This is a genomic window from Gemmatimonas sp., assembly GCF_044344655.1.
In the GTDB taxonomy this organism is placed as follows: Bacteria; Gemmatimonadota; Gemmatimonadetes; order Gemmatimonadales; family Gemmatimonadaceae; genus Gemmatimonas.
Genome location: NZ_JBIJCN010000060.1, coordinates 1 through 13,728 on the forward strand (window position 1 = coordinate 1; position 13,728 = coordinate 13,728).

General features: G+C 66.9%; 11 protein-coding genes. 2 read left to right on the forward strand and 9 right to left on the reverse strand.

Going from position 1 to position 13,728, the window contains the following annotated elements; translation table 11 throughout:
• Positions 1-159: 159 nt before the first annotated feature.
• Both coxB and ACIQ51_RS12835 read right to left on the reverse strand, forming a co-directional pair.
• The gene (gene coxB / locus ACIQ51_RS12830) at positions 160-1,491 is read right to left on the reverse strand and encodes a cytochrome c oxidase subunit II (protein WP_396205449.1); all 1,332 of its coding nucleotides are present in this window, start codon (positions 1,489-1,491) and stop codon (positions 160-162) included.
• 398 nt (positions 1,492-1,889) lie between these two features.
• Complete coding sequence (locus ACIQ51_RS12835) at positions 1,890-3,029, reverse strand: saccharopine dehydrogenase family protein (protein ID WP_396205450.1); 1,140 nt, start codon at positions 3,027-3,029, stop codon at positions 1,890-1,892.
• Between the two features lie 108 nt (positions 3,030-3,137).
• Between ACIQ51_RS12835 and ACIQ51_RS12840 the strand changes: the two genes are divergently transcribed.
• On the forward strand, positions 3,138-3,533 hold the full coding sequence (locus ACIQ51_RS12840) for a CoA-binding protein (RefSeq protein ID WP_396205451.1): 396 nt from the start codon (positions 3,138-3,140) through the stop codon (positions 3,531-3,533).
• 26 nt (positions 3,534-3,559) lie between these two features.
• Here the strand turns inward: ACIQ51_RS12840 and ACIQ51_RS12845 are convergent, their stop codons facing one another.
• From ACIQ51_RS12845 to ACIQ51_RS12875, 7 genes are all read right to left on the reverse strand, one after another.
• The gene (locus ACIQ51_RS12845) at positions 3,560-5,035 is read right to left on the reverse strand and encodes a diguanylate cyclase (protein WP_396205452.1); all 1,476 of its coding nucleotides are present in this window, start codon (positions 5,033-5,035) and stop codon (positions 3,560-3,562) included.
• Positions 5,036-5,164: 129 nt separating this feature from the next.
• Positions 5,165-7,747: a DNA gyrase subunit A gene (gene gyrA / locus ACIQ51_RS12850; protein ID WP_396205453.1), complete on the reverse strand. Its 2,583-nt coding sequence runs from the start codon at positions 7,745-7,747 to the stop codon at positions 5,165-5,167.
• 149 nt (positions 7,748-7,896) lie between these two features.
• Positions 7,897-8,808, reverse strand: coding sequence for a hypothetical protein (locus tag ACIQ51_RS12855; protein WP_396205454.1), 912 nt, complete (start codon positions 8,806-8,808; stop codon positions 7,897-7,899).
• A 5-nt stretch (positions 8,809-8,813) separates the two neighbouring features.
• Complete coding sequence (locus ACIQ51_RS12860) at positions 8,814-9,683, reverse strand: hypothetical protein (protein WP_396205455.1); 870 nt, start codon at positions 9,681-9,683, stop codon at positions 8,814-8,816.
• Positions 9,684-9,814: 131 nt separating this feature from the next.
• Entirely contained in the window at positions 9,815-10,075 is a 261-nt protein-coding gene (locus ACIQ51_RS12865) for a hypothetical protein (protein WP_396205456.1), read from the reverse strand.
• A 4-nt stretch (positions 10,076-10,079) separates the two neighbouring features.
• The gene (locus ACIQ51_RS12870; RefSeq protein WP_396205457.1) at positions 10,080-11,174 is read right to left on the reverse strand and encodes a zinc-binding dehydrogenase; all 1,095 of its coding nucleotides are present in this window, start codon (positions 11,172-11,174) and stop codon (positions 10,080-10,082) included.
• 13 nt (positions 11,175-11,187) lie between these two features.
• On the reverse strand, positions 11,188-12,438 hold the full coding sequence (locus tag ACIQ51_RS12875; RefSeq protein ID WP_396205458.1) for a hypothetical protein: 1,251 nt from the start codon (positions 12,436-12,438) through the stop codon (positions 11,188-11,190).
• 118 nt (positions 12,439-12,556) lie between these two features.
• Between ACIQ51_RS12875 and odhB the strand changes: the two genes are divergently transcribed.
• Positions 12,557-13,728 (forward strand): 2-oxoglutarate dehydrogenase complex dihydrolipoyllysine-residue succinyltransferase (odhB, locus tag ACIQ51_RS12880; protein ID WP_396205459.1); only part of this gene is annotated, 1,172 nt, incomplete at its 3' end.

Below are 13,728 nucleotides of genomic sequence, written 5' to 3' on the forward strand. Positions count from 1 at the left end.
AATGAGATAGAGCGCCCCGATGCGCTTGTGGTCCACCGTGGTGAGCCACGACCACAGCCCGGTATCAGCGGGTGCGGCCTTGGCCTGGGTGTACGGGGGCGCGGCAGCGATGGTAGCCATCGTGTCGAGTGTCAGTCAGCGTGAGTCGGTGACGGCGTCTTACTTGAGCGCCTGCAGGTACGCCACGATATCCGCGATGTCGGCGTCGGAGAGACCGCCCACGTTCACGACCATCTTCGTCTTTGGATCGGTGAGCCCCTTGCCGAGCGTCGGCATCAGGCTGCCCGGCTTCATGGCCGGCGCGTTCTTGATCCAGTAGGCAAGATGCTTCGCGTCGTTCGGATAGAGACCACCAGCGATCGTGTAGCGCGTCCCCACGTGCGTGAGGTTCGGGCCCACGGCCGCCATGTTGAACGGCGTGCCCGCGATCGCGTGGCAGCCGATGCAGCTCGACTTGCTGTAGAGGTCCTTGCCGCGAGCGGCATCACCCGTGGCGAGCAGCGACTCGTCGTAGCTGAGGAGGGCCGGAATCTTCGCGGTCGGGATCGTATACCCGAACTCCGACTCCAGCTTCTCACGCGGGAAGGCCCACACCGGCACCGGGGCGGCGGCAGGCGCCGCCGAATCGGTGGCCGCGGCCGGACCGCCGGCCTGGTTGGCGGCGAGCACCACCGGCGTCGCCCCCGCGCCCGACGGCACCGGCGCAACCGCTGCGGTACCCGCTGCCGAAGCCGGAGCGGCCGCAAGCGCCGGGAAAATCGCCGGCTGCTTCTGGTGCGCCGTCCACTGCTCGAACTCCTGCGGGGTCACCGTGTACGCGCGGAGCTTCATGTTCGCGTGCGACGGACCGCAGAACTCGGCGCAGAAGCCGTTCCAGGCCTTCGTGCCCAGATCCTTGTTGGGCGTGAACCAGAGGTAGTTGGTCCGGTTCGAGATCAGGTCGCGCTTGCCACCCATCTGGGGAATCCAGAAGGAGTGCAGCACGTCGACCGTCTTGAGCTGGAAGTTGACCGTCCGCCCGTTCGGCAGATACAGCTCGTTGGCTGTCGTAATGCCGTACTGGGGGTAGCGGAACTCCCACCACCACTGGTGACCGATCACCTCGACCTGCAGGGCGTCGGGTGCCGCCTTCGCCTGGGTCTTGAAGATCGTGCGCACGGTCGGGATGGCGATGAGGATCAGGATGACGGCCGGAATGGCCGTCCACGTGATCTCCAGCGCCGTGTTGCCGTGCACCTGCTTCGGCGTCGCGCCGCCGGGACGGCGACGGAAGCGGAAGATGGTGTAGACGAGTCCAGCCTCAACGCCGATGAAGACAATGGTGCCCCAGAAGAGGAGCTTGTCCCACAACGCGTCGATGTCCGCGTTGAAGTCGGTGTTGTGGTTGAATGTCGAGTTCGGATACTCGCCGCCGCAGGCTGCGAGTCCGAGGGCCAGAGCGCCCAGCAGCGCGGCGGAAGCCAGCCGCCGCGGGCGGAACGTGCCAACCATGCCTGTTCCTGAGGGAGTGGGGGGTACCGCCCTCCCCGCACCTTTCGAAGAAAGCGTGCGGGGCGAGCGGTGGGGTGGTGGGACTGCTGTGCGAAGCTAAACCGGCGTTTCAGAAGCTCGCAAGCAACGCCTCGCGCGTTTTCGGGGTTTACCCGACTTTTCTTTCACTGATAACTGCCTATCTTTCATTTTGATGGTTTTTCAGTCCTAACGCGGTCCTAATTCTGCGGACTGAACCACCCCAAGTTCCGCGGTACAGGTGCTCCGTGGCCAGCGATCCGGGGCCGTGCCGGAATGGCCCACCCGCGAGCAGGCGGAGGCCCAGACCGTACGATCGACGGCAGCCCGCGGGAGGCGCGCCGGAGAGGCCCGGGCGCGACCCCGGCCCCCGCCGCCGCCTACGCGACCTCGCGCACCGTGATCCCCCGCGCCGCCAACAGCGCGAAATAGCGCGTCGTGGGCATGCACTCGTCGGGCGTGTGCACCCCCGGCGCAATCGCGCCCTCCGCCTGCAACTGCGTGGTGATCGACAACGTGTACCCCGTCGTACGCATCATCGCGCTGATGCCGTGGGTGGCGTCGTAGCGGTCCACCACTTCCCAGGCACGCGTGGAGCGCACGCCCGCCGTGGTGCCCGTGACTACCACACGCAGTGCGACGAGATCCGGCTTGCCCTTGCGGAGGTGGTCGCCGGCGACCTTCACGAAGACGTCACGCGGCACCACGGACTGCCCCTTCACGTCGACCGCGCTGGCATCGAGCAACCCCAGGTCGCGGATGGCCTGCATGATCGCGGCGTGTCCCGGATAACGGAGGGTCTTGTATTCCATCACCGGAATACGCCCCGCGTAGCGGTACACCATCGTGGACAGACCACCGGCGGTGTGAAAGGCTTCGAGCGGCCCCACGCCGTCGTCGAACATCACCGATTCCAGCTCCGAGAGGGCCGTCACCGTAGTCGGCTGGCCGTTGCGCACGACGAGCGATTGCGTGGTGTAGTAATCCACCATGCCCTCAATCGAGTAGGCGATCTGATAGCCGAGCGGCGGCTCCGGCACTTGCGGCAACCCACCGACGAACAGCTTCACCGACTCGACCGTGTCGTACTGATCGATGCCATGCTGCGCCACCACGTTCACCATGCCGGGCGCCAGCCCGGTATCGGGAATGACGCTGATCCCCTTGGCTTCCGCGGCGCCGTGCAGTTGTTTCTGCTGTTGCACGATTTCCGTGTTGCCACCAAGGTCCGTGAAGTGCACCCCGGCCTCGACAGCGAGACGCGCGAGCGCGGCGTTGAAGTAGTACGGGATGGCACTCGCCACCGCATCGTGCTGCGCGAACAGCGTGCGGACGGCCGTCTCATCGCGGACATCGAGCGCGACCGGCACCAGCCGTGCGTCGGCGCGCGCCTGCAGAAACGGCGGCAGGGCATGCACCTGCACATCGGCGAGCGTCACCCGCGCGACCGCGGGATTGTTCAGTAAGTCGAATGCGCACGCGGAACCTTGCAGTCCCGCGCCGAGCACCAGCATACGCATTAGCGCGGCTCCAGTGGAGAATTACCGGGGAGGGTATACGTGAGGGAGAACTTAACGGTCAACGCCACACCATGGCGCGACCACATTCTGGAAAGCCCCACCGAGATCATGCGGGTGCTCGAGCGCATCCATCGCGTGGCGGTGATCGGCATCAAGCCCGAAGCCGTGGGCGGTCCGGCCTTCTACGTGCCTGAACGCATGCAGCAGGCGGGCTTCACCATTGTGCCGGTGCCAGTCTATTACCCGGACGTCCATGAAATTCTCGGCGTGCCGGTGCACCGCTCGCTCGCTACGATCACGTCGCCGGTCGACATGGTGCAACTGTTCCGCCGGCCGAATGACGTCGCGCTCCATGTGGAGGAGATCATCGCCCATCGCCCCGCCGTGGTGTGGCTGCAGCTGGGCATCCGGAACGACGAGGCGGCGGAGCAATTTGCCCGCGCCGGGATCGATGTCATCCAGGACCGTTGCGTGACGGTGGAACTGGACCGGATCCGTCCGTAACGGCATTTCGCCGCTGACGTTTCGCCCTAGAGCCGCACGCGGTTCCGGCCGGCGGCCTTGGCCCGGTACAATGCGGCGTCAGCTCGCGCAAACAGATCGGCCACACTCTCGATACGCGCGGCAGGAAACACGGCCACCCCAACGGATGCCGTGAGGCGCAGCGGCTCGACGCGCGCCTCGCGTGCAAACAGATGCTCTTCCACCGCCAAACGGATACGTTCGGCGAACGACTCCGCGCCGGCATCGTCGGTCTCGGGGAGCAGCACGAGAAACTCTTCGCCGCCATAGCGCGCCACGATGTCACACCCGCGGATCGTCTCGCGGAGCAACTGCCCCACATCGCGCAGCACGTCGTCACCCACGAGGTGACCGTACGTGTCGTTGACCTGCTTGAAGTGGTCGAGGTCAATCAAGAGCAGCGCCATCGACGAATCGTAGCGGAGCGCACGTTCCATCTCACCGGTGATGCGCTCGGCGAGTGCGCGACGATTGAGCAGCTGCGTGAGCGGATCGGTTTGTGCGAGGTGCTCGAGTCGTGCGTTATCGGCCATGGTGCTTTCGACCATCTGCGCACGCTGAATGACCGCTACCGCGGCAGTGATCACGGCCTGCGCGAACTCGAGATCAGCCGGGCCGAACCGCTCCTGATCACGCGTGCGGCGCACCAGAAACACCCCATACTGTCGGCGATCCATCGAGAACGGCAGGGCAATGACGGACCGAATGGGTACCTCGATCCCCTCGATCCCCCACACGTGGCGCACGCCCTCGTAGAGCGGGTGGGTGTCGATATCCTCGACCAGCACGGGTTGGCCACTCTCGAGCGCCGCCTTGAGCTCCGGGTAGCGGTCCAGTCGCACCGTGAGCTGCTGCAGCCCGGGGTTTTCGAAGGCCGCCACCACCTGGGCCTGCAACTCACCGGGACGTGCCAAGATGACGGAGCAGTGCGACACGCCCAGCGCGAGCGCTGCCCGGCGCACGAGGAGATGCAACAGCTCAGAGACGGACAGGTCGCCGGTCACCTCATGAAGAATGTCCACGAGTTTTCGACGGCTGTCGGCATCCTGCTGCGCGCGCACGAGGGCTTCCTCCGTGCGCTGGAGGGCCGCGCGGGTGGAGCGCAGGAGCGCGCCCACCCGCAACTGCGCCTGCACCCGGGCAAGTAGTTCATTGGGCCGATACGGCTTGCGAATGAAGTCGGCAGCGCCGAGCCCCAGCGAACGCACCGAGGCCTCCTCAGGGGGCTGGGCCGACAGCATCAGCACCGGCAGGTCGCGCCAACGCTCCTCACCCTTGATGCGCTCGAGGAGCTGGCAGCCGTCGGCGTCGGGCATGAGGATGTCGAGCAGCAGCAGATCGGGCGCGTTCCGCTCCAACTGCTCGAGGCAGGCCGCGCCGCCGTTGGCAGGAACGACCTCGTACCCGTTTTCCTGAAGGAGCCAGGTCACGGATTCGAGCACTGCCTCGTCGTCATCGGCCACCAGGATGCGCGACGCCGCCATTCCCATTCCTCAATGTCGCGGCGCGCACGAAGGGTGCGCGCCACGGTTCAGCTCGCATTGCCGGCCGCGGGCCGCGATCAGCGCACCTGATCGACGACCCGACAGCCCTCTCCTACAAGACGATACGCGTTACGCGCCGTCACCCGCGCCAAAGAGCCCGTCGGCCGGCGTGCCGGCATCGGGGGCCGTGCGCTCCGCGGCAGCCGTGCCGCCAGCCGCATCGCCAGCGGACCCACCGTCCGCACCCTCTCCGTCTTCCTTGTCTTCGGGCAGGACCCGCGCCACCGCCGACACCACATCGTGCTCGTCGAGCGACACCAGCTTCACCCCCTGCGCGATACGACCGGTCACGCGAATCTCACTCACCTTGGAGCGGATGGCGATCCCCTGCTTGGTCATCAGCATCAGTTCGTCTTCCGGCACGACTTCCATCAGCGCCACCACGTGCCCGGTCTTCTGCGTGAGGTCGAGCGTCTTGATGCCCTTACCGCCGCGCTTCTGCACGCGGTAATCACTCACCTCGCTGCATTTGCCCAGCCCCTTCTCGGTGACCACCAGCAATGTGGCCTCCCGCCTGATGACCACCATCCCCACGAGCTGATCGCCAAGCTTGAGCTCGACCCCCTTCACGCCCATGGAGTCGCGGCCCATCTCGCGCACGTCGCTTTCGTGGAAACGCACCGACAGCCCGTCGCGCGTCGCCAGCACTACATCGTTACTGCCGCTTGTCACCTGCACGTCGATCAGTTCGTCGCCCTCTTCGATCTTGATCGCCTTGATGCCGGTCGAACGCGGGTTGCCGTACTGCGAGAGCGCCGTCTTCTTGACCGTGCCCTTCTTGGTGCAAAACAGCAGGAATTCGGTGTCGTTGAACTCCTTCGTGATCACGATCGCGCGGATGCGCGTATCGGGAGTGACATTGATCAGATTCACGATCGGCTTGCCGCGCGTGTTGCGCCCGGCCTGCGGGAGTTCGTGCACCTTGATCCAGAAGCAGCGACCGTCATCGGTGAAGACGAGCATGTACGTGTGCGTACTCGCCACGTACATCCGCTCGATGAAATCGTCTTCCTTGAGGTCCGCCCCGGCCTTGCCGCGACCGCCGCGCCCCTGGCTGTTGTACAGCGACAGCGGGGTGCGCTTGATATAGCCACCGTGCGTGACGGTGACGACCATCTCCTCTTCGGCGATCAGATCCTCCGCGGAGAACTCCCCGTCTTCGCCCACGATCCCCGTGCGGCGGTCGTCGCCGTATACCTCGGCGACCTTGAGCAGTTCACTCTTGAGGATCTCCATGCGGCGCGGCTTGGACTCGAGGATCCCGCGCAACTCGATAATCTCGGCCCGCACCTCGCGCAGCTCCTCCTCGAGCTTCTCGCGCTCGAGGCCGGTGAGCTTGGCGAGACGCAGGTTGAGGATGGCCTCGGCCTGCCGCTCCGACAACCCGAAGCGCGACTGCAGCTGCGCACTGGCCGTGGGCGTGTCCTCGGCGGCCCGGATGAGGGCGATCACTTCGTCGATGTTGTCGACGGCGATCTTGAGCCCTTCGAGGATGTGCTCGCGGTCGAGCGCCTTGTCGAGCTGGAACTGCGTACGACGCACGATCACTTCGTGCCGGTGCTCGATGTAGTGCTCGAGGCACTGCCTGAGCGTCAGCACCTTCGGCACGAGCTGGCGCGTGTTCGGATCGGGCACCAGCGCCAGCATGATCACGCCGAACGTGCTCTGCATGGCGGTGTGCTTGTACAGCTGATTGAGCACCACGCGCGGAATGGCGTCGCGCTTGAGCTCCACCACCACGCGAATGCCGTCGCGATCCGACTCGTCGCGGAGCGCACTGATGCCCGTGAGCTTCTGCTCGCGGACCAGTTCGGCAATGTCGGCCACGAGCTTGGCCTTGTTGACCTGATACGGCACTTCCGTGATGACGATCTGCGACCGTCCGCTCGACTCCTTCTCCTCGATCACCGCCTTGGCGCGCATTACGATGCGGCCGCGGCCCGTGTCCTGATAATGCCCGATGCCCTCACGGCCGTAGATGAAGCCGCCCGTGGGAAAGTCGGGGCCCTTGACGATCTTGCGCAGTTCCGCGCTGTCGATGTCCGGCTGATCGATCAGCGTCACCACCGCACTCACGATCTCGCGCAGGTTGTGCGGCGGAATGTTCGTGGCCATGCCGACGGCAATGCCGGACGATCCGTTGACCAGCAGATTCGGGAACCCCGACGGCAGCACGCGCGGCTCTTCGAGGCGATCGTCGAAGTTCGGCGCGAAATCGACGGTGTTCTGGTCAATGTCGGTGAGCAGCTCGACGGCCATGCGCGTAAGCCGTGCTTCGGTGTAGCGGTACGCGGCCGCACCGTCACCGTCCATCGAGCCGAAATTGCCCTGCCCATCCACGAGCGGGTACCGCAGCGAGAAGTCCTGCACCATGCGCACGAGCGCGTCGTACACACTGCTGTCACCGTGCGGATGGTACTTGCCGAGCACATCGCCCACCACCGTCGCCGACTTCTTGTACGGACGACCAGGCAGCAATCCGAGCTCGTTCATCGCGTACAGCACGCGACGATGCACGGGCTTGAGCCCATCGCGCACGTCCGGCAGAGCGCGTGACACGATGACGCTCATCGAGTAGTTGATGAACGACTCCTTGATTTCCTCGTCGATCAGACGCGGAAGGATGCGTTCACGGGCGTTCGGTGCGGTCATGTGACGGCGGGAATTTGGGGGCGGTCTGGCTGGCGTGCGGCCCGGATGGAGCGACCCCGAAATCTACCGAGTTCTCACCCTGTTTCACAGGGGAGAACGGTGCTCGTTCAGAGCAGATAAATCGTTGGCGGAAATTGACTTCCGGACCGTCACCCGCCCCAGGAGCGCACGATCGACAGCAGGCGCCATTCCTGGCCCGTTTTGCGGAACAGGTACGACGCCCCGCCGCGGTTGCTGTCACCCACCTGCACGCCCCCCCGCTCCTGCGGACGACGCACGCCCACCACCGCGTAGTCCTTCCAGAGGACCATGGGGGCCACGACCACGTAGAGCAGGTCGGCCTCGGGGTTCTTGCTGCCCACCTCGGCGAAGAACTCGTCGCGCGCGCGCAGGTACCCGTCCGGGCCGTAGTAGGCCTTCACGCGCGGCTTGGGAGCATTGGGAAACTCCATCGAGGTGAAGCCGGGCACCACGAAGGTGACCGTGTCGAGCGCTCCCGCCGACGGGAGACAGCCCGGCCCATTGGGGTCCGGCACCTCGCCCATGAGTCCCGTGGCAATGGTCCGGCGCGGCTTTTCGCCGGTCGCCACGTCCCACATGGGACGCTCTACCCCGGCCTCCCACCCCACGATGAGGCGCAACAGCCTGCGCGCGTCCGGGCCGGCCAGCGACGAACCCACGCCGCGGGTGACCACGATCTGCTCCATCGCCTCGGCTACGCGCTGTACTGAATCGCGCCCGGCCGCCGACGTGTCGCGGGGAAACACCCGCAGGGCACCCGGCGAGCAGCGGTCGCCAAGATCGGCCCAGGCCGCACGGCGCAGATACTGGCCGCGCAACGCCCCCAACCTCGCCGCAGCGGCCCGTTCCTCGATGGCCAGGCGCTGGACCATGACGGCATCGCTGTCGGCCGGCGTACGGGCTTGAGAGAGCGTTGCCGGGACCGCCCGCGTCGGTGCCTTCGGACGCGGCTGCGCCCCCGCAACTGAAGCCGCCACCGTGGCCCCCAACAGTCCCGGACCCACGAGCGCCAGCGCCACGGCCGCCACCTTCGTCATCATTTCCTTCACTCGGTGGGGGCGCCGTGCCCCGCGACGGTAGCCGGGGCGGCCGCCTTCCGACCCGCGATGGCCGCAGCCGCCGCTTCGGCAGCATCGTCGGCGGCATCCGCCGACGTCTCCTCGGCCAGTTCCTCGGCTTCCTCTGCCGCCGCTTCGGCGTCGATGGCCCGCTGCTCGGCACGGTAACGCTCGTACCGCTCGCGGACGATCTCCCCCGCCAGATCACGATTGCCGAGGCCGAACGCCAGCGCCAGTGCCAGCGCCACGGCGCCGAACAGGATCGCAAAGGCGGTGGTCACGATGTCGGTGGCGATCCCCAGCTCCTGGAGCGCCATGAACACCGCCAGCACGATCACGCCGCCGCGTCCGATGCGCGCAAGCCACGGGCCGCCGTGCAGGCCACCCGCCGAGGCCATGATGAGCCCACCCACGAAGCCACCGAGGACGATGCCGAGGATGATGATCACGATGGCCGCGATCACGCTCGGGATGTAGCTCATCAGCTCCGTGAACACATTCGCCAGCGAGTCGAGCCCGATGGCGCTCGCCGCGATGAGGAGCACGGCAAACATCACCATCCAGAAGAGCAGGTTGGCGATGACCTTGGCGGGATTGAGGTGCGACCCCGAGCGCTCCACGGCCTGCAGCACACCACCGCGCTCGAGGAGCTGGTTGAAGCGCAGGCGACGCAGCAGCCGTGCCGTGCCCTTCTCGACCACCTTCGCCACGAGGTAGCCGGCGAAGAGAATGACGAGCGCGCCGAAGAGCGCGGGCACGAACTCACCGAGCAGCGCGAAGCTCTGCTCGAGACGCTCAGAGAAGGTACTGGTCATGGTACCGGCGGCGCCGGCATCCTGCGCGGCAGAAGCGACCATCAGGGAGTCGGGAAACGACTGCAAGGAATCCTGCTGAAGCGGCACAGACACGGGATTGGGAGGAACCTTCGCCATAACGATAACATGGTGTGCGAGAAGCGGAGCTGCCTCGCCTCCCCTCGCCGTAGCCCCTACAGCCGCGTCCCGCGCCGCACGTCGAAGATCGCGCTGCGCTTGCAGGAGGGGCAGAGCAGCCACTCGCGCTGACGATGATACCCCAGCCCGAACGAGCCGCCGCCAATGGGGCGGCGCGTCATGGGGACCGCGCAGCGCGGACAGTCGGGTAGCTGCCCCGCCTGCACCGCCGCACGCAGAGCTTTCTCCTCCTCGGCGGTGAAGCGGGCTGCCTCGGGACGGGGGGCGGGCGCCTCACGCTCGCGGTCGTCGCTCACCGCCTCACCCCTCGGGCACGAGCTGCACCACCACCTTGCCGAACTGCGCGCCGCTCTGGAGCCGGGCGTACGCATCCGGCGCCTGCTCGAGCGACCATACGCTGTCTACCGGCGGCTGCAGCGAGCCGTGACGGAAGAACTCCGTCATCGCGTCGAACTCGGCGTCGTTGCCCATGGTGCTGCCCATGAGCGTCCACTGGTTCCAGAACATCCGGCGCACGTCCACCTGCACGAACGGGCCGCTGGTGCCGCCGCAGGTCACGAGCCGCCCCCGGCGCCCGAGGGCAATGAGCGACTGCGGCCAGGTGGCTTCGCCCACGCTGTCGATCACCACGTCCACGCCGCGCTTGTTGGTCAGGGCGCGCACCGTCTTGCCCACGTCGGGCTCGCGGTGATCGAGCCGGTGATCGGCCCCCAGCAGCATGGCGCGATCGAGTTTGTCGGGACTCCCCGACGTGACCCATACGTTGGCGCCGATATGCTTGCAGATCTGCAGCGCCGCGAGCGCCACGCCGCCACCGATCCCCCAGATCAGCACCTGCTCCCCGCGCTTGACCTGCGCGCGCGTGACCACCATGCGCCACGCGGTGAGCGTGGCCAGCGGAAACGCGGCGAGCACCTCCCACGGCAGCCAGTCAGGCGCCGTGCGCACGTTGGCCTCGGGGACCACGATGTAGTCGGCGAGCGTACCCGGATAATGCTCCCCGAGCACGCCGTAGCTGAGACAGAGCGGCTGGTCGCCACTCTGGCAGTACTCGCAGGTGCACGAGCGATCGGACACGCCCGGGTTGAGGATCACCCGATCGCCCGGCTTCACCGACGTGACCGCCGAGCCCACCGATTCCACGATCCCCGCCCCGTCGGAGCCAAGCGGCCATCCGGGCTGCACCTTCGCCCCGGGAATGCCCTGCAGCACCCAGAGGTCGAGCCGATTGAGTGCCGCTGCATGGATGCGCACCCGCACCTCGTGCGGCTCCTGAATGCGCGGCACGGGCACATCGTGGCGCACCACGAGTTGCTCCGGTCCGCCATGGGCGGTGAAGGTGAGCGCCCGCATGGTCTCGGTGCGCGGATCGAAGAGACTCTTGGGTGACGACATCAGCGAGATCGACTCAGAACGGCATGGGGTGACGCTGCAGCACCGGCTTATCGGCCTTCTGCTCGTCGATCGTGTAGATCACCGTGGCGCCGAAGCCCACCACGCCGGTGCGAGCCGGCATGCGCAGCCGCGCTACGCGGGCCCCGCGGCGATCGATCACATCGTAGCAGCGGAACTTGAGCACATTGGCGCCGCAGCGGGTGTGCAACCAGATCCGATCCTGCCGGTCGACGCGCGGCAGCAGGTCGCCGCGGAATGGCGGGTTGTTGGCAGGCCACGAGGTGGGCTCCTCGAAGCCGAGGGTGCTCCCCTGCATGCGTCCGGCATTGAGCCGCACGAAGGTCTCGGTCGCGCGCTTGGTGTCGTCGATCACGCCCTTCTTGTCGTCATCGTCCAGCGGGACGAGCGTATGGGGCACCGGCCCCACCTGGGTGCGCGTGCCGTCGGGAGCGATCAGATCCAGCTTGTAGGTGGCCGCGCGCACGATCGCGACGGTGCCATCGCTGAGCGCCACCCACGTGTCCACGGCCTGCACGGGCATGGTCCCCACGTAGGTGGTGAAGCTCATGAGATTGCGATTGGCATAGGGCGGGCGTGGCTCCTGCGGCGGCATGATACGCAGCAGGGTATCGACGGCTCGGGTGGCCAGATGGTAGCGCAGCACGGGATATGGCACCCGTGGCGGCGCGAACGTGGGGTTGACCTGCTGTCGGGGGACGGCACCCGTGCCGATCGCCACGCCACCCGCGATGAAGCGGATGTTGGGAAGCGCCCCGATCACAGGACCGGGGCCCCCTGCCGGCGCGGCACCTGGGACCGCCCCCGGCCGCGCTTCCGCCACTTGCTCGAAGCGCGCGAAGGTGCCGGCGGGGCTGAGGACGACGAGCCGTCCTTTGATGGGATCGAGCAAGGCGATCGAGTCGCCGCGCCACGGCCACGGCCCCTGGACCGCGCGCAACTCGTTGTCCTCGTACCCGGCAGCCATGGTGGTTTCGAGCTTCTTGGAGGCGAAATCACCGACCTGGACTCGGGCCGCACGTCCTTCGATCAGCAGCACGCGCCCGTCAGTCAGCTCGTGCAGACCGCGGAGCAACCCAAGGTCGCCGAACATGGCGGTGGCCTTGCCGAGTTCCTTCTCGGGGATGCTCTGGGCGGCCACCTCCGTCGTGGGCGATGCGACGAGGGCGGTCAGCAGAGCGGCAGAGAGAGCCGCGAGGGGACGCAGCGTCCGAGCACGGCGAGCAGGGGCGGTAAACCGGTGCATGGCAAACGAAACGGGAGGGAAAGATGGGTCCGTTGAATCTAGCAAGGCCCCTTTCCGGATGGTCCGCTCCTATATTTCGACATTCGCTCCTCAGATCACTCACCTTACGCTCTGCTCCATGTCGTCCATCAAGGTCCCCCCCCTCGGCGAATCCATCGTCGAGGCGACGGTCTCCCGCTGGCTCAAGAAGGAAGGCGACGCGGTCGCCGTCGGCGACGCCCTCGTAGAGCTCGAGACCGACAAAATCACCGTTGAGGTGCCGGCCCTCGAAGCCGGCGTGCTCTCGGCACGCGCGAAGGGCGAAGGCGACGTCGTCGCGGTGGGGGACGTACTGGGCGAGATCGCGGCGGGCGTCGCGGCTGCGGCGCCGGCGAACAGCGCTCCGACGGGAGCGGGGAGCGCGGGAGCCGCGGCGGCGGGAGCCGGTACCACGGGGGCTGCGGCCGAGGCGAAGGTGTCGCCGGCGGCGGCACGGCTGGCGACGGAGACGGGAATCAATCCGGCAACCGTGCAGGGCACGGGCCGGGGCGGGGTGGTGAGCAAGGCGGACGTGATGGGCGCGGCGCAGTCGCCTGCGGCTCCGGCTCCCGCCGTACAGGCGCCCGCGGCGTCCGCTCCCGCTGCGCAGTCGTCCCCGGCGGCTGGCGCCCAGCGCGAGACCCGCGAGAAGATGACGACGCGTCGCAAGCGCATCGCGGAGAACCTGCTGCAGTCGCAGCACGCCACGGCGCACCTGACGACGTTCAACGAGATCGACATGACGGCGATCACGGCACTGCGTGAGCGCCTCAAGGATCGCGTGGAGAAGGAGCAGGGCGTGAAGCTCTCGTTCATGCCCTTCTTCGCCAAGGCTGCCGCGTTGGCGCTCAAGGCCTATCCGGTGGTGAACGCGCAGATCGACGGCGACACCATCGTATACAAGCACTACGTGAACATGGGCATTGCCGTCGCCAGCGACGCAGGGCTCGTGGTGCCCAACGTGAAGGATTGCGACCAGAAGAGCGTGGTGCAGATCGGCAAGGACATCGGCGCCGTGGCCAAGCGGGCGCGCGATGGCAAGCTGAGTATGGACGACCTCACCGGTGGCACCTTTACGATCACCAATGGCGGCGTGTTCGGCTCGCTCATCTCCACGCCGATCATCAACTACCCGCAGGTGGGGATCCTGGGGCTGCACAAGACGCAGGACCGCCCGGTGGCGATCGACGGCAAGGTGGAGATCCGTCACATGATGTACGTGGCGCTCAGCTACGATCACCGCATCATCGACGGCCAGCAGGCCGTCCTCTT